The organism is uncultured Bacteroides sp. (assembly GCF_902472605.1).
In the GTDB taxonomy this organism is placed as follows: domain Bacteria; phylum Bacteroidota; class Bacteroidia; order Bacteroidales; family Bacteroidaceae; genus Phocaeicola.
On record NZ_CABROP010000051.1, the window covers coordinates 1 to 17,836 of the forward strand.

Below are 17,836 nucleotides of genomic sequence, written 5' to 3' on the forward strand. Positions count from 1 at the left end.
AACCCCCCGTTCGTGGCAGCCACAATACGTACATCCGTTTTCTGTACCTTGGAAGAACCTACTTTAATATATTCTCCCGTCTCCAGTACACGAAGTAAACGAGCCTGCGTAGAAAGCGGCAACTCTCCCACTTCATCCAGAAAGATGGTCCCTCCATTCGCCTCGGCAAAATATCCGTTACGGTCACTAATGGCACCTGTAAAAGCTCCTTTCTCGTGTCCGAACAATTCCGAATCAATCGTACCTTCCGGTATGGCCCCACAGTTAACCGCAATATACGGACCGTGTTTCCGCCGACTAAACTGATGGATAATCTGCGGAAAACTTTCCTTTCCGACACCGCTTTCACCCGTCACCAACACAGACAAATCCGTAGGTGCAACCTGCATCGCCACGTCAATTGCCCGATTCAGCCCCTCACAGTTCCCGATAATGCCGAACCGCAGTTTCACGCTTTGTATTTCTGATTTTACCATATATTCCTCGATTATATGACAAAATTACAAAAAGTTTGAAACCCGTCCATGCATTTAGTAAAAATTAGAAGACCGTTCGAATCATGAAGCGGATACCCCATTTGCTGGCAGTTGGTAGGTCGTTGTAGTTCAATCGGCGCACATATTCCACATGCAACAATTTGAAGATGTTATGAATGCCCGCACTTACCTCCACATAAGGCTTCTTGGGATCCATCACATAGCTTGAAGTATGGAAGTTGCCAGCCGCATCGTAATGTCCCGGGAACAGCATCAATTCCGTATCATTGGCATTCTGAGGGAGTAACGGATTATTCTTGTCCGTCAATTGTCCCCATAAACATTTTATGCCGATAAACTCACGCCATTTCAACTTCTTCAATAAAGGGATACGGTTGAAAATCTTTCCCTGCAAATTCCACGATACATCCAAAGAAGCGTAACGGTCGTTCAAGAACTCCATGTTATTAATCAAGCTGAACGTTTCATCCTGAATAATATAAGACAAGTTGGCAGCCGGCATAATCAACAGCGGGAAAGGCACCTTGTTCCACTGGATTCCTCCCTTCACACAGGTATCGATGTTTCCCCAGGAACTCAGCCACCAGCGCTTGTAGAGACTTACCTCCGTCATGTTGTACGTATAATCACTGCCCAATACTCCTTTCAGTCCCAATGTGTGCTGCAAGGTAAATACCGGCGCATCAAGATTAATCGGCAAACGGCGTTGCTTGGTATTGACAAACGTCTCACCCGGAGCATAACGGAAGGCTAATGTAGCCTCCGCTACCGAGAAATCTTTGGTATTATAAGGAGAACGTACCCAGTCTGTACCCGTCAGTTCACCCGAGGCCAAAGCCTGCTGCAACAGATTTTCCTGTGCCATGGTACGATAGAACAACTTTCCACAGGCCTCCAGGTTGGTATGCTTCAGCATCAACGTGGTTTTCAGGCCGCTTTCCTTTTCCAGTTCATACTTCACGCTGGCCGTCCGTTCGTAATTATACTGGTCGACAGTAGTCACTTTAAAGGAGGTAAACACATTATCCTTGTCTGTACCCATAAACTTGTCGGACGGCAACATGTTATCGTATGAATACGACACGGTCAACGAATTAATCGGATACTCACGCGGCAGGTATTCCTTCTTATTGAAAGAATATTCCACTTCAGCCTTGTATTTCGATTTTTCATCCTTAAAGCCGTATGCATAGTATCCTCTCAAGAAGAGATGCGGATTCAGATTGGCTGTGGTCTGCGCGGAAGCTCTCAAACGAAGTCCGTCGATATAGTTGCTGGATATCATGGTATTGATCGGTCCGATATCCACCTTGCTGGGCCTTCCTTTCACTCCGGTTTCCACGAAGTTTTCAATGAAAGCCTTCGCCACAAACATGATGTACTTGAATCCTTTTATTTTGGCAAGATTGTCCACAAACGAGTCCATATTGTCTTCCGACTTCGTCAGCTCCGTCGGACGATATTCCTTCCAAAACGAATCATCGCGCATCATCGCATTCACATCCTTTATCTCATTACCCTTCTTCTTGAATATCTTCTCAGGGATTTCATCAAATCCAAAATCGGAGTAACGCGTCGTACGCCTTACCTGAAACGAACCCAGCAGTTTCTTCAGGTAAGAAAGTTCACACACCATGTCATCTTCCATCAACACCCATTCTCCAGTGTCCAACTGACCGAACTTCTGCTCGATAATCATGTTGTCCACAAAATTGATGTCGGTCTTCTTAGGAAGATTCATGATACATTTATTCACCCGGAAAGTCGAATCGGCCAGGATATACAAATGTCCCGTAAAACCAAAGTCCTGCGAGTTATTGGGTACGAAAGTCAGGTGGAAACATTTCTCACGGTCCACCATCACCGTATCCATAATATAATACTTATAGAAATTGATTCCGGCATTCGATATCGGACTGTCGAAAGGATACTGAAGGAAACGGAAACGGTCCTGATAGATATTAATATCCTGGAACACGTCTTTCAGTACGGTAGACAACATATCACCAGTGTTGAACAGCTCGTTCACGCCCGTAGAATTAATACCCTTCACCAATGTCTTTTCGTCATGAGGATTTTTACGGTACAGCTTCTCTGTCACCGTTTCATCCACTGATATGGGCAATATGTTCTTTCCCGTTATCTCGCAGACCTCTACCTGGTCGCGAAAGAACGGATACTTCTTGAACAAATTAGACTCCCGAAGAGAATCAGTCGTGATGTTGTTCAAGGAAAAAGTAATCTTCTGATACTTATTATAATGATAAAAATCGTTGACACCCAAGTCATTCAATTTCTTGGCTGCAATGACTTTCTTCATCATTTCCACCGCCGGATTATTCTTCCGGGAATATTTCTCTTTCTTCGGTTTGACGATGACTTCATCCAACACCAAATCGGGCTTCATTTTCACATCCAGCTTCTTGGTATTGGCCGACACATTACGCACCTCCGTAGCATAACCTACCATTGAGAAAGTCAGTTTAGTCCATCCGAGGTGAAAAGCTATCGTATATTGTCCATCTATATCCGTAATGGTTCCTACCCCTTTTCCATCATAATATACATTCAAATAAGGAATAGGATCGCCTGTTTCAGAGTCCGTCACAACTCCAGTTATCTGCGCTGAAAGTTTCACAACTCCCATACACAAGACAAGTAAAAAAAACAATCTTTTTATCATACTTGAATTTAATACTTAAGTAATACGCACTTAACCATTTTGTAAAAGTACATAGTGTAAAGGTCTCTTACAAATTTCACTCCCTGAAAAACGATATTCTTACCTTTTTTATGAATAATAGAATATAATTTCTTCCATCTGACAAAAAAGCCGGCGGTGAACAAGACATTCACCGCCGACCTGAAAAACATCTATCAAAGAAATTCTTGCGAATCAATCTATCTCTTCATCGGCTTCATATCCTCCCATCTCGCGCAATGCATTTTTCAGCATGACATACTGCTGGAACAAATGGTTGACCGGAATCTCTCCTTCCGTATAATCATGCATCGGACTCTTCAGGAAGAAACTCAGAAAACGCTGGATACCGTAACGGCCGGCACGCATTGCCAGATCGCTCAACAACACCAGGTCCAGACACAGCGGAGCAGCCAAAATGGAGTCACGACACAAGAAATTAATCTTGATCTGCATTGGATAGCCCATCCAGCCGAAAATGTCAATGTTATCCCATCCTTCCTTGTTGTCATTTCGGGGAGGATAGTAATTGATACGCACCTTGTGATAATAGTCCGCATACAAATCCGGCTGATTTTCCGGCACCAGAATGGATTCCAAGGTAGAAAGCTTGCTCACTTCTTTCGTGTGGAAGTTAGCCGGTTCATCCAACACCAGTCCGTCACGATTACCCAGGATATTGGTCGAGAACCATCCGGACAATCCCAAACAACGTGTGCCGATAATCGGGGCAAAACCTGATTTTACCAGCGTCTGTCCGGTCTTGAAATCCTTGCCTGCAATCGGCATTTTAGTTTTTTCAGCCATTTCCCACATCGCCGGAATATCCACCGTCGTATTCGGAGCTCCCATAATGAACGGAGCACCTTCGGCCAGCGCCGCATACGCATAACACATGGAAGGAGCCACATGCTCCCGGTCGTCCTGCTTCATCGCATTCTCCAAAGCCGACAAGGTACCATGCACCTCCTCGCAAACCGGCACATAAATTTCGGTGGAAGCTGCCCACAGCACCACCACGCGCGCACAATCATTTTCCGCCTTAAACTTGCGGATATCTTCCCGCAGTTGTTCCACCATCTCCCAGCGGGTGGCACAATCTTTCACATTATCCCCATCCAGACGCTTCGCATAATTCCGGTCGAAAGCGGCTTTCATCGGGACAATCTTTTCCAGCTCCTCCTTTACCGGCAGAATGTCCTTTTCACGCAACACCTCGCAGTTCATTGCCGATTCATACGCATTGGCGGGATACACATCCCATGCCCCAAATACAATGTCATCCAGCTGGGCCATCGGAACAATCTCTCCATAATGCAGGTATTTCTTGTCCTTTCCGCGTCCGACACGAATCTTGTCATACTGGGTCATCGCACCGACCGGCTTGGCCAATCCCTTGCGGACCATTAACACGCCGGTCATAAATGTGGTAGCCACAGCTCCCAGACCGACACACAATACGCCCAACTTACCTTCAGCGGGCTTCACATTCATTTTTTCCATTTCTAAATTTCTTTTTTTCTTTTCTATTTTTTCCTTCTCAGAAAGCCATCGCCATGTACCTTTCCGAAAAGAACAAACTGCTCAAAGTTAAAATTTTGTTTGATTAAACCCATACTTTACTGCCTCTTTTATTGAGATATACGTAAAAATAAGACACAAAATCAGAAGAAAAATCCACCAACTGTTTCCTCAGACAGTAAAATTATCCGTATCTTTGCAAACGCATAAAAAGACAAACCAACCCATGAATGATATTTGTTGCATCGGACACATTACATTAGACAAGATTGTGACTCCAAAACAAACTACTTACATGCCGGGAGGCACTTCCTATTATTTCTCTCACGGTATCCGCCGGTTACATGACTTCAAAAACTACAAACTGGTCACAGCGGTTGCACCCAGTGAATACGGCATTGTGGAAGAAATGAGAAAAGAAGGGCTTCAGGTAGAAGTTCTTCCGAGCCGTCATACGGTATACTTCGAAAATACATACGAAGAAAACCAGGACAACCGTTCACAGCGTGTATTGGCAAAAGCTGATCCTTTCACTGCCGACGCCCTCAAGGATGAAAACGCACGCATTTTCCATTTAGGAAGTCTGCTGGCAGACGATTTTCCATTGGAAGTGGTTAAAGAATTGGCCCAGAAAGGTACCTTGGCGGTAGATGCACAAGGATATTTGCGGGAAGTGAAAGGTGAACAAGTCTATCCTGTAGACTGGCACGAAAAGAAAAAAGCCTTGAAATACATTGACATTCTGAAAGTCAACGAACACGAAGCAGAAGTACTGACCGGATTCAAGGATCCGATGCAGGCTGCCCGCCAGCTGGCCCAATGGGGAGTAAAGGAAGTGTTGCTGACATTAGGAAGCTTAGGAAGTCTGATCTATGCTGAAGGCAAATTCTACAAGATTCCGGCCTACGCCCCGAAAGAAGTGGTAGATGCCACCGGATGCGGAGATACTTATGTGCTCGGCTACTTGTACATGCGCAACAAAGGAGCTTCTTATGCAGAAGCCGGATGCTTTGCAGCGGCTATGTCGACCATCAAACTGGAAAAATCCGGTCCTTTCTCCGGCACGGAAGAAGAGGTTTGGCACATCCTGCAAACAGACAAGGCCAAACCGGAAGTACTGGCTGCCAAATAAGAATCAATTGACAAAACCATAAAAAGAAAGGGTTTGCAACCAAATGCAAACCCTTTTCTTTTTTACCTGTCATCAATCCCCGGATTATCCCATCTTACCGGTCAGATAAGCTCGGGTACGTTCGTCAACCGGATTCTTAAACATCTTTTCTGTATCGTCGTATTCAATCAGTTCACCCATATACATGAACATGGAACGGTCGGAGATACGCATCGCCTGCGACATGTTGTGGGTCACAATCAAGATGGTCACTTCCTTCTTCAGCTGGTCCATCAGGCCCTCAATGTGCTTGGTCGCAATCGGGTCCAAGGCAGAAGTCGGTTCGTCCATCAGCAATACATCCGGCTGAAGCGCCAGCGAACGGGCAATACACAAACGCTGCTGCTGTCCTCCGGAAAGGAAGGTACCCCGTTTGGTCAAGGCATCCTTCACCTCATCCCACAGACAGACGTTCCGCAGGTTGCGTTCTACAATCTCATCTTTCTGCGACTTGGACAGGTGAATACCGTTCAGAATATATCCTGCCAGCACATTGTCGTAAATGTTCATGGTCGGGAAAGGGTTCGGACGCTGGAACACCATACCGATGTGACGGCGTTCTTCCATCGGGTGCATCTGCAGCACATTCTCGCCGTTCAGCAAAATCTCACCCGTCACACGGATATTCTTGTATAACTCATGCATACGGTTCACCGCACGCAACAAGGTACTCTTACCACATCCCGAAGGCCCCATGATGGCCGTAATCGTATTCTTTTCAATGTCAGCCGATACATGCTTCACGGCCATCACACTGCTGGTATAAGAGATACACACATCTTTTATCTGGAGAATCGGATTCTTTATATTTTCCATTTCTTTGCAATTCGTTTAGCTAATAAATTCAGACATAACACAAAAGTCAACAGGAACAGGGAAGCTCCCCATATCAGGCTCTGCAGGTTCGGGTCGTTGAAGAATTCCCAAATCAGCAACGGCACGGCCGACATCGGCTTGGTCATGTTCCAACTGATGGCTGCACCACCCAATGCCGTAAACATCAGCGGGGCCGTTTCACCTACCACACGTGAGATGGCCAGCAAAATACCGGTAAAGATACTGCCCAATGCAGAGGGCAACATCACTTTCAGCATCACCCGCCAGTAGCTTCCACCCAAAGCCAGACCGGCTTCTTTCAGGGTATCCGGGAGCACCTTCATGGTCTCTTCCGTAGAACGGATAATCAACGGCAGCATCATGATGAACAAAGCCACACTTCCTGCAATGGCCGAATATCCTTTCATCGGCACCACCACCCAGATGTAGGTAATGATACCAATAATGATGGACGGGGTTCCCTGCAGCAAGTCAGTCAGGTAACTGACCACTACCGCAAACCAGCTTTTTCGGTATTCTGAAAGACAAATACCACAGAGTATTCCCACCGGAATGGCGACCACGGCTGCCAGTATCAACATCAGGAAAGTACCGATAATACCATTGGCAATTCCTCCCGGAATAGCCTCTCCAGCTGAAGCGGCCATCATTGCCTTGTAGGCATTCGGCGTGGCTTCCGTAATGAACGACCAGCCTAACTGCTTCCATCCTTTCACCAGCACTTCTCCCAGTATGGCCAGCAACGGAATGGCTGTCACACCCGACAGCACACATACCAGGATGTAGAGCAACCGGCTTTTCAGAATACGCAATTTTATATTATTTCCATACAACATACATTCTTCTTTTTAGAAAGTTAGACATGACGGGCACGGCGAATCAGAATCTTACCGATGATATTGATGACCGCTGTAATCAGGAACAACAGCAATCCGATGGCAATCAGGGAAGACAGTTTCAAACCATCCGCTTCTCCAAACTGGTTGGCAATGATACTCGCCATGGTATTTCCCGTAGTACGCAACGTATCGGGCATCTGGTTCGTGTTTCCAATCAGCATGGTCACGGTCATGGTTTCTCCCAATGCACGACCAATTGCCAGAATATAAGAAGAAAAGATACCGGAACCGGCCATCGGGAAAATCACTCTCCGGATCACTTCTGCCCGGGTGGCTCCCATGGCATAAGCTCCTTCCTTCAAATCGGAAGGCACCATCTTGATGAACTCTGAACTCAGTGAAGCCGCATAAGGCACAATCATGATGGCCAATACGAACGAAGCAGTCAAGATACCGGAACCTTGCGGTGACAAGTTCAGGTGCATGAACACCGTACGAAGCACGTAGAATCCCCACAAACCATAGATAATAGAAGGAATACCTGCCAGCAAATCAATCACTGTCCCCAAAATGGCAGCGATTTTCTTTCCGCGGAAATACTCACCGGTAAACAGTGCGACAGGAAGAGAAAAAGGTATACACATCAGCAAGGCCAATATCGTGGTCAGCAGTGTACCTGTAATAAAAGGAAGAGCGCCATAACTTTCTTTACCGGCGGTGGTCACCCAGTCATCCGAGAAAATGAAATGCCAGAAACCGAATGTTTCAAAAGCCCCAGAAGCGTCAACGGTGAGGGAGTAAATGATTCCCCCACCAATGACTGGTATCACAATCGCCGATAAGATAAGTAAGACTTTAAAAATCTTGTCTTGCATAACTTATCCTCTTAGCTGTTTATTTAAGAATCGGCTGTCCGTCGTAAGTTACAGTTTTCAAATTCTGAAGACTCAACTCTACGGCCTTCTTAGGCAGCGGAGCATAGTGTACGGTAGCGGTAGTCTGCTGTACGCTGTCGCTCAGCATATACTGCATCAATTCCAGAGTAGCTTTTGCCTGATCCAAAGAACGTTCTGCATAGTGCTGTTCCTTGTAAATCAACAGCCAAGTGAAGCAGCTGATAGGATAAGCTCCGGCTGCATCGGCATCTGTAATGGAACAACGAGTATCCTGCGGAATGTCACCGGCAGCAGCTGAGATACTTTCTGTAGAAGGAGTTACCAGTTCACCCCGTTTGTTGTATACGCTGGCATACGCAATCTTCTGTGCAAAGGCATATTCAGAACCGATGTATCCCAGTGAGTAAGGAGTCTGTGCAATGATTCCAGCCACACCCGGATTACCTTTGGCTGCCTGTCCTACCGGGAAGTCGACCGTCTTTCCAGCTCCGTAAGTGTTCTTCCAGTTTTCGCTGACTTTTGACAGATAATCAGTGAAGATAAAGGTAGTACCACTACCGTCTGAACGATAAGCCAGGATAATCTTCTTGGCCGGCAATGTCACGTCCGGATTCAGTTTCTGCAGACGCGCATCGTTCCAGTCGGTAATCTTGCCGGCATAGATATCTGCAATCACGTCACCTGAAAGATTCAGTTTCACGACATCCGGTAAGTTATAAGCCATCACTACGGCTCCCATACAGGTCGGGATGTGTACCACCGGCTGCATTTCTTTCATTTCGTCATCGCTCAGGAAGGCATCACTACCGGCAAAGTCTACGATGCCGTCTTTCAAGTTGCGGACACCACCGCCACTACCGATACCTCCGTAAGACACCTTATCGCCGGAAGTGGCATTGTAGTTTTCGAATGACATATTATAAAATGGCAAGGGGAAAGTGGCTCCTGCACCAGTCAGTTCCACGGATTCACGTCCATTAGCAGATTTCTGTCCACCACAAGCTGCGAGTGACAAAGCCATCGCTCCAGCAATTAAAGGCAAATAAAACTTTTTCATTGTGTTATACATTTTATAGAAGTTATGAATCTATTTGTTTTTCTATTCAGGTTTAAATGGCAAACGAAGCATTCAGGTACACATAGCTGGCCAGTTTGCCCCCATCGGCTTTCGGTGCCCACAGACGGAAATTCGGCGCCAGTTTCACGTACTTGCCCAGTTTGAATTCCGCTCCTAACATACCGGCCATTCCATCGGTATCCTTGCTCCAGTCATTCTTGGAAGAAAGCATGTCCCAACGTCCGAAAAGACCGATTTTCTTGTTCAGCTGAGCCGAAGCATACACCGACACACCATCCTGGTCACAACCGTCCACATATTTGGTGTTGGTCTGGTAGTTATATTCAGCTGCTACCGAGAAAGCCTCATTTTTATAACCCACAAAGGCCGCCAAGTTGGTAATGCCTTTCAGGTTATCTTCCGAAGCCTCATTGAAAGAACCGTAAGCACGAATCACCAGTCCTTTTACCGGAGTCACGGTCACACCGGCCCCATACTGAAGTCCGTCTTTCACCTGTACTTTCTTATACCCTTCGCCGTTGGCTACAATCACATCGGCTGCCACCACCTTGTTGAACTGATAAGCTGCCGAAAAAGCTAAATCGGCACTGCTTCCGAATTTGTATTCATCCTGGAAAGATTTCATCACATAACGTTTGCCCCAGAAATCTTCTTGTAGTTTGAACTGTGTGGTACTGATTAATCCGGCATTCAGCGTCCATCCTTTCTGCTTCCACGTGATTTGCGCATTCTTGATATAACCAATACGGTGGTAATCGCCGACATCCTGCGACTGACCGAAGTCCACCACTGCCTTCATCTGCAAGCCGTGAGGCAAATTATATTGATAACCTAAATACGCACGGTCCAATCCAAATCCCCTGTCATCATTCACATGTCCGAAACCGGAATGCACATCAGAATAGATGGTAATAATAGCCGCACCTTTTTTTTCGGCGGGTTCCGACTTGTCGGGATTACTCTCAGCAAAAGTTGGCACCGCAACACAGGCACATGCCATCAAAAACCATAAAATTCTTTTCTTCATCTTTATCTTATTTGGAGATTTATTTTTTACACCACAAAGGTCTTGAATTGGTATTACAAACAGATGTCATCCACTTAAAGAAAATGTAACACCCTGTTACAAACATATTACAAAAGCAGAATATCACCTTCCAAAGCTCAACGCCTCAAAGAAGACGATTGATTCAGAAGACGATATCCTGCTTATTCCCAATATCTTACCATCCTTCAGCTTCACCAAGCCAAAGAATAGGTGAATCGGGTTACTTGATTTCCAGCGTCACGATAGACTTGGCTGGCAGCTTGATTTCCAACCCGTTCTTGGTCAGCTTGGCACCCTTGAAGTCGGCCAGCTTCACTTTGTCAGGCTGCTCAAACGTGTTGTAGTCATCGATGTTCGCTGAAGTAAGAATGCGTCCGGTCACTGATTTGGCTTTCACGTCACCCAAAGTCAACGTGATATCCTGCGATTCTTTCAGGTCGATGTTCGACAAGGATACATGAATCACTCCGGCTTTGTCACGTGAAGCGGTGGCACTGACCATCGGCACGATGCGGTTGTCGCGTACAATTTTCCGTTCACACTGCAAATCCAGCGGCAGATAAGTAGCATCCTGATGTACATTATACATCTGGAACACATAATAAGTCGGAGTCAGCACCATCTTGTCGTCTTTGGTCAGAATCATGGACTGCAGCACATTGACCACCTGTGCGATATTGGTCATCTTGATACGGTCGGTGTACTTATGGAAGATGTCCAGACTCAAAGAAGCCACAAACGCATCGCGCAGAGTGTTCTGCTGATACAAGTGCCCGCTGATGGTGCCCGGTTCTTCATCCCACCAGGTTCCCCATTCATCGACCATCAGTCCGATCTGTTTCTGCGGGTCGTATTTATCCATGATGGCGATATGACGCTTCAGCACATCTTCAATTTCGCGGCATTTGCCCACTGCCCAGTAATAATCCTCGTCGTTGAACTTGGTAGCCGATCCCTTACTTCCGTTCCATCCTAACACGGTATAATAATGTAAGGAGATACCGTCCATCCGATGTCCGATGTTCTGCATCAGTACCTCGGTCCAGTTGTAGTCATAATCGCTGGCTCCACTGGCAATCTTGAACAGGCGGTTACCGTCGTAGTTGCGGCAATAAGTGGAATAACGGCGATACAAATCGGAATAATATTCCGGGCGCATGCTACCTCCGCATCCCCAGCTTTCATTTCCAACGCCGAAATATTTCACCTTCCACGGCTTTTCGCGTCCGTTTTCCTTTCTCAGTTTTGCCATCGGGCTTCCCTGCTCAGAGGTCATGTATTCCACCCACTTGGCCATTTCTTCCACGCTTCCGCTACCTACGTTTCCGCTGATGTAAGGTTCACATCCTAACATTTCGCACAGGTTCAGGAATTCGTGCGTACCGAAACTGTTGTCTTCTACAGTTCCACCCCAGTTGTTGTTGACCATACGCGGACGTTTTTCACGCGGACCGATGCCATCCATCCAGTGGTATTCATCGGCAAAACATCCTCCCGGCCAACGGAGTACCGGCACCTTCAAGGCCTTCAACGCCTCGAACACGTCCTTACGATACCCGTTAATATTAGGTATCGGAGAATCTTCTCCCACCCAAAGACCTCCATAAATACAGGTACCCAGATGTTCGGCAAACTGGCCGTAGATTTCTTTATTGATAATTTGTTTTCCCTGTTCCGGATGAACAGTCACGGTTGCCTTCTGTTGTGCAAACAAAGGCATTGCGGCAAAAAGAGCCAACCCAAGAATTGCATTTTTCATACTTATTGATTTTTTTGTCGTTGTTATTTCACAAAAGTAGAAAAATTTCATCCTCACCAGGTGTACAACAGACCACTTTATGGAGGAAATTTGAACATTCTTTCCCTCTCCTGATACCAGATACAAAGTTTTCTTACTACTTTTGCATCCAAATTTATTCAATATGCATTCTAAAAAACGGATTATCATCTGGGCTGTCATTGCGGCCATCCTTTTAGCAGGAATCATCAGCATCTGCTGTCTGCTGTTCAACCGACCGCTTCATCTCACACAGCCTACCTTTATTTATATAGACCGTGACGATACGGCCGATTCTGTCTATGTGAAACTGCAACGCGACCTGCACGGCAAACACCTGGCAGGCTTCCGAATGCTGTCGCGCTTCAAGTCGTACGACCAACACATCCATACCGGGGCTTACCGCTTTGATGCGCATACCAACACCTTGACTTTGTTCCGCCGCCTCAGCAGCGGATATCAGACACCGGTCAAGGTGACCATCCCCAACGTCCGTACACTGGCCCGCCTGGCGCACTCACTGGACCGCCAGCTCATGGCCGACTCGACCGAGATTTTTACGCTGATGTGCGACAGCAGTTTCTGCGATTCTTTGGGATTCACTTATGAAACGCTTCCTGCACTCTTCATTCCGAATACCTACGAGGTGTACTGGAACACGCAGGCCAAAGATTTCTTCCAGCGCATGAAGAAAGAATACAACCACTTCTGGAATGACGAACGGAAAGCGAAAGCAAAGGCCGCCGGACTGACTCCGGTAGAAGTAAGCACCCTGGCCTCCATCGTGGAGGAAGAAACGGCCAACCGGGCTGAAATGCCGATGGTGGCCGAACTCTATCTGAACCGCCTGCAAGCCGACATGCCGCTGCAAGCCGACCCAACCGTGAAATTCAGCCTGCAGGAATTCGGACTGCGACGCATCCTTCACAAACACCTGGAAGCCGACAGCCCGTATAACACCTACAAACACACCGGACTCCCTCCCGGCCCTATCCGCATTGCCTCCATTCAAGGAATAGAAAGCGTGTTGAACCATGCACAGCATGACTATCTCTACATGTGTGCAAAGGAAGATTTCTCAGGGACGCATAATTTTGCCGCTACCTTTGCGGAACATCAGGCCAACGCACGCCGTTACCAGCAGGCACTGAACAAGAGAAACATCCGCTGAGAATATTAGCGGACGGATTTCCAAAATTGCATGAAACGGGCGTAGGGACCATAGCATACCAGTGCGTCGCCCTGCTGCAATTCATAGTCTTCAGGAAAGGTATTGGAAACTTCCCGCTCAAAGACGGAGATTCCTAAGAAATTCTGCACCTTTTTTCCACGCACCAGTGAAATAAGCTTCATCTCGAACTCCTGTTCCAGGTTCAGTTCGTTCAGATGATAGCCCACCAATTTGGAAGGAACTACAAACTTGAACACATAGGTGTTCTCATCAATTTGAAACAGCTCGGCCCCTCCATCCAACTCCAGCTGCTGGGCCAGCAAACGGGCGGCATCCTGTTCCGGAGTCAGAATACGGTCGATGGAAAAAGCCTCCAGCACGGCCTTGTGTATCTCGTCGACCGCCTGGGCATAGATATGTTTCACTTTCAGTTTCTTCAACAGCGACACGATGCGGACTGAAGCTCCGAAATTGTCGCCTATCGCCACAATGACTGCATCCACACTCTTCAAGGGAAGTACGGAAAGGGCTGTTTCGTCCGTGGCATCCAGCACAAATGAAGTCGCCATACGGTCTTTCACACAATCTACATGCTGGCTGTTGATGTCCGCTCCGGCCACTTCATGTCCCATGGCTGTCAGCTCCATGGCCAGCATGCCTCCGTAATGTCCCAAACCAATAATCAGATATTTCATACGTCAGTTGATGATAATGTTGTCACTTGGATATTTGTAATTTCGTTTCCTTTCCTGCCGCACCAGTCCGGTGAGCAAGGTGAATGCTCCCACACGTCCCACGTACATCATCAGAATGACCAGCAACTTGCTGGAATCACCCAATGTAGGGGTCAGATTGAGGCTGGAACCTACAGTGCTCAAGGCCGACACGCATTCAAAGATGATGGCCAGCAGGCTGGCTTGCGGCTCTAACATACTCAATACAAAAATGGCCCCGAAAGCCAGGAAAAGATAGAGCATCATGGCCGCATTGGAACGCCGGATGGAATCGTGCGAAAGTTCTCTCCGCAAAATGGCGACCCGGTCGGAACCGCGTATCACCGCCCACAGGTTGAGCAGTACCACGGCACACACGTTGACTTTCACTCCACCAGCCGTAGACTGTGTGCCCCCTCCTATCACCATCAGTACCACCATGAGCAGCAACGTCTGCAACGACAGGGAAGTAAGACTCACACTGGCAAAACCTGCCGTACGCGGACAGGAGGAATTGAAGAAGGCATGCACCCACTTATCAACCACCGGCATACCCGTGAACGAATGGTTCCACTCTAAGGCAGCAATGACCAGTGTACCTCCTACCAGCAGGATGGCCGTCGCTACCAGCACAATCTTGGTGTTCAGATTATACAGATGCACTTTCTTGCGGAACCTCGCCGAACGATGCACTACCCTCCATTTCAGGTACGTCAGATAATAGGCCACGGTTTCATAGAGGTTGACCAAAATAGGAAAGCCGATGCCTCCCAGTGCAATCAGTACCCCCAACGTGATATAGAGCAGGTTGTGATGCTGCATGACGGCCGGATTGCTCATTCCGCCGGGTAATGTGGAGAATCCGGCATTACAGAAAGCCGACACGGAATGGAAGGCCGAGAAAAAAAGTTCTTCCCGCAGATTCATATCCAATGTACCGTGAATGCTGAACCAGATGACCAGCATCCCCACTCCTTCAATGGCCAACGTAAACCCTAATATATATAATAAGGTAGAGAGAAGAGAATTCAATGAATTGGAACTGATCATGTCGCCCACCATCAGCTGGTTGTAGAGCGAAGTGTTTCCCATGAAAAACATGGCAAAAAAGCTGGTCAGCGTCATCACTCCCAAACCACCAATCTGAATCAGCAGAATAATCAATACCTGTCCTTCCAGCGTAAAGGTGGAAGGCACATCCACCGTAACCAATCCCGTCACGCAGGTGGCACTCGTGGCAGTGAACAGCGCATCAATGAAAGAAATGCCTTGATAAGTGGCCCGAGGCAGCATCAGCAACCCGGTTCCTACGAAAATGAACACTAAAAAACTTCCGGCCAAAATCAGTGAGGGATTCGTTCGCTTGCCCAGCAACCGGACCAATATGCCCGAGAGCTGCGAGAACGAAAGCAGCAGCAACACCGCACCTTTATAATAATTGTGATGGAAGAATACCCACACCCAATATACTCCTGTGCTCTCCTCCGGTTTCTTGAAGACGACAGGCAACAGCGTGAGATAAAGTAAAATGGTCAGTATCCAGGTCCAAGGAGTAAACTTAAAGGGTGAATCTTCCTGACGGAACAAAATCTGCACCGTGGTGCTCAACAGGAAAATCACCCAAAGCACATGATACACCGTATGGATTGCCGCCTGTTCTCCTGCCGAGATACGGAACCCATATTCATAGACGATGGCGAGCAGAAAAACCACTCCACACAGGAAATTCACTCCCATTACCCAGTTGAGCAACCGGTTGATGCGCGGCACCAGCAGCTTTTTCTTATATAAGTAAAGTCGTTCCCAATAGTCCATCGGTCATATCATTTTGAGCTACGGCTACAAATGTATGGAAAAATCCATATACTTGAACGGCACGATACCGGAAATCTGCCAGAATCCGACACCGGGACAAAAAGTGATAAGAAAAAAGCAAAATGAGTTGTTTGTTATCATTTATTTCCATATTTTTGGCGAAACCTTAAAAAAAGTAAGCAATTATGAGTAACAGACAGAAAAGATTCATCTTGCCTGAAGATGAAATACCAAAATATTGGTATAACATTCAAGCCGACATGGTCAACAAACCCATGCCGCCGCTGAACCCGGCTACCAAAGAGCCGTTGAAACCCGAAGACCTTTATCCCATTTTCGCCAAGGAACTCTGCCACCAGGAACTGAACCAGACCGATACGTGGATTGAAATTCCGGAAGAAGTGAGAGAAATGTACAAATACTACCGCAGCACCCCGCTGGTACGTGCCTACGGACTGGAAAAGGCCATCGGTACACCTGCCCACATTTACTTCAAGAATGAAAGCGTCAGCCCCATCGGTTCACACAAGCTGAACTCAGCCTTGGCACAGGCCTACTATTGCAAGAAGGAAGGGGTGACGAACATCACGACCGAAACGGGAGCCGGACAATGGGGTGCCGCCTTGGCCTACGCCGCCAAGGTATTCGGACTGGAAGCAGCCGTCTATCAGGTAAAAATCAGCTACGAACAGAAACCTTACCGTCGCAGCATCATGCAGACTTTCGGGGCACAGGTTACTCCTTCTCCGTCCATGTCTACCCGCGCCGGAAAAAATATCCTGACCAAATGCCCGAACCACCAAGGTTCACTGGGTACAGCCATCTCGGAAGCCATCGAACTGGCACAGACCACCCCGAACTGTAAATATACTCTTGGTTCCGTATTGAGTCATGTAACCCTGCACCAGACGGTTATCGGACTGGAAGCAGAAAAGCAGATGGCGATGGCCGGAGAATATCCCGACATCATCATCGGATGCTTCGGAGGGGGTTCCAACTTTGGCGGCATCAGTTTCCCGTTCATGCGCCACACCATCCTGGAAGGAAAGAAAACACGTTATATTGCTGCCGAACCGGCTTCCTGCCCGAAGCTGACCCGCGGTAAATTTGAATATGACTTCGGTGATGAGGCCGGCTATACCCCACTGTTGCCGATGTTCACCTTGGGACACAACTTCACCCCGGCCAACATTCATGCCGGAGGTCTCCGCTACCACGGCGCAGGGGTCATCGTTTCCCAGCTGATGAAAGACCACTTGATGGAAGCGGTCGACATCGAACAGCTTGACACCTTCAAGGCGGGTTGCCTGTTTGCCCAGGCTGAAGGTATCATTCCGGCTCCGGAATCCTGCCATGCCATTGCAGCCACCATTCAGGAGGCCGAAAAATGCAAGAAAACAGGCGAAGAAAAAGTCATCCTCTTCAACCTGTCCGGTCACGGACTGATTGATATGAGCGCATACGACCAGTATCTGTCGGGCAACCTGACCAATTATTCCTTGACGGAAGAAGACATTGAAAAGAGCCTGGAAGATGTGCCACAAGTGGATATGAAGTGATTTTTGAGGACCTGAAAAAACGCACTTGCGTTTGGAAGAAAACGCAAGGACGTTTTGATCAAAACGCAAGGGCGTTTGAGTTGAAACGCACTTGCGTTTAAGAACAAACGTACTTGTGTTTTTGACACGGTTTCTCAGACACCTGAAAATAACGAAAAAAGAGGCCGTCTCAAAATGAATTGAGATGGCCTCTGTCGTTTTATATCAGATTGA

At 47.4% G+C, this 17,836-nt stretch carries 14 protein-coding genes; 3 read left to right on the forward strand and 11 right to left on the reverse strand.

Features of this window, described 5'->3' with window-relative positions; translation table 11 throughout:
* The 3 genes from RDP42_RS10950 to RDP42_RS10960 form a co-directional block, all read right to left on the reverse strand.
* Positions 1–476: sigma-54 factor interaction domain-containing protein (locus RDP42_RS10950; RefSeq protein WP_308763715.1), on the reverse strand; the 476-nt coding region annotated here is incomplete at its 3' end.
* A gap of 64 nt (positions 477–540) precedes the next feature.
* Positions 541–3,144, reverse strand: coding sequence for a DUF5686 family protein (locus RDP42_RS10955; RefSeq protein WP_374046979.1), 2,604 nt, complete (start codon positions 3,142–3,144; stop codon positions 541–543).
* A 249-nt stretch (positions 3,145–3,393) separates the two neighbouring features.
* A complete protein-coding gene (locus tag RDP42_RS10960; protein WP_308763717.1) occupies positions 3,394–4,701 on the reverse strand; it encodes an inositol-3-phosphate synthase in 1,308 nt (435 codons plus the stop codon).
* 244 nt (positions 4,702–4,945) lie between these two features.
* On the opposite strand from RDP42_RS10960, the gene RDP42_RS10965 reads away from it, so the two are divergent.
* Positions 4,946–5,851: a PfkB family carbohydrate kinase gene (locus tag RDP42_RS10965; protein ID WP_204476759.1), complete on the forward strand. Its 906-nt coding sequence runs from the start codon at positions 4,946–4,948 to the stop codon at positions 5,849–5,851.
* 84 nt (positions 5,852–5,935) lie between these two features.
* Here RDP42_RS10965 and pstB read toward each other — a convergent pair whose 3' ends face one another.
* The 6 genes from pstB to RDP42_RS10995 all read right to left on the reverse strand — a co-directional run bounded on the left by pstB (position 5,936) and on the right by RDP42_RS10995 (position 12,347).
* Positions 5,936–6,706 carry a phosphate ABC transporter ATP-binding protein PstB gene (gene pstB / locus RDP42_RS10970; RefSeq protein WP_308763718.1) on the reverse strand — a complete coding sequence of 257 codons (771 nt, stop codon included), beginning with the start codon at positions 6,704–6,706 and terminating at the stop codon, positions 5,936–5,938.
* Complete coding sequence (gene pstA, locus RDP42_RS10975; RefSeq protein ID WP_308763719.1) at positions 6,694–7,563, reverse strand: phosphate ABC transporter permease PstA; 870 nt, start codon at positions 7,561–7,563, stop codon at positions 6,694–6,696. The genes pstB and pstA overlap by 13 nt, the downstream gene beginning before the upstream one ends.
* A gap of 20 nt (positions 7,564–7,583) precedes the next feature.
* A complete protein-coding gene (gene pstC / locus RDP42_RS10980) occupies positions 7,584–8,441 on the reverse strand; it encodes a phosphate ABC transporter permease subunit PstC (protein WP_204479197.1) in 858 nt (285 codons plus the stop codon).
* Positions 8,442–8,460: 19 nt separating this feature from the next.
* Positions 8,461–9,519 (reverse strand): phosphate ABC transporter substrate-binding protein PstS, encoded by a 1,059-nt coding sequence (gene pstS, locus RDP42_RS10985; protein WP_308763720.1) that lies wholly within the window; start codon positions 9,517–9,519, stop codon positions 8,461–8,463.
* A 52-nt stretch (positions 9,520–9,571) separates the two neighbouring features.
* On the reverse strand, positions 9,572–10,567 hold the full coding sequence (locus RDP42_RS10990) for a hypothetical protein (RefSeq protein ID WP_308763721.1): 996 nt from the start codon (positions 10,565–10,567) through the stop codon (positions 9,572–9,574).
* Positions 10,568–10,808: 241 nt separating this feature from the next.
* Complete coding sequence (locus RDP42_RS10995; RefSeq protein WP_308763722.1) at positions 10,809–12,347, reverse strand: alpha-N-arabinofuranosidase; 1,539 nt, start codon at positions 12,345–12,347, stop codon at positions 10,809–10,811.
* 163 nt (positions 12,348–12,510) lie between these two features.
* Here RDP42_RS10995 and mltG point away from each other — a divergent pair, with 163 nt between their 5' ends.
* Entirely contained in the window at positions 12,511–13,536 is a 1,026-nt protein-coding gene (mltG, locus tag RDP42_RS11000; RefSeq protein ID WP_204476747.1) for an endolytic transglycosylase MltG, read from the forward strand.
* 5 nt (positions 13,537–13,541) lie between these two features.
* Here mltG and RDP42_RS11005 read toward each other — a convergent pair whose 3' ends face one another.
* Positions 13,542–14,231 (reverse strand): TrkA family potassium uptake protein, encoded by a 690-nt coding sequence (locus tag RDP42_RS11005; RefSeq protein ID WP_204476745.1) that lies wholly within the window; start codon positions 14,229–14,231, stop codon positions 13,542–13,544.
* Between the two features lie 3 nt (positions 14,232–14,234).
* Entirely contained in the window at positions 14,235–16,064 is a 1,830-nt protein-coding gene (locus tag RDP42_RS11010) for a potassium transporter TrkG (RefSeq protein WP_308763723.1), read from the reverse strand.
* A gap of 185 nt (positions 16,065–16,249) precedes the next feature.
* Between RDP42_RS11010 and RDP42_RS11015 the strand changes: the two genes are divergently transcribed.
* Complete coding sequence (locus RDP42_RS11015; protein ID WP_308763724.1) at positions 16,250–17,623, forward strand: TrpB-like pyridoxal phosphate-dependent enzyme; 1,374 nt, start codon at positions 16,250–16,252, stop codon at positions 17,621–17,623.
* Positions 17,624–17,836: the final 213 nt, after the last annotated feature.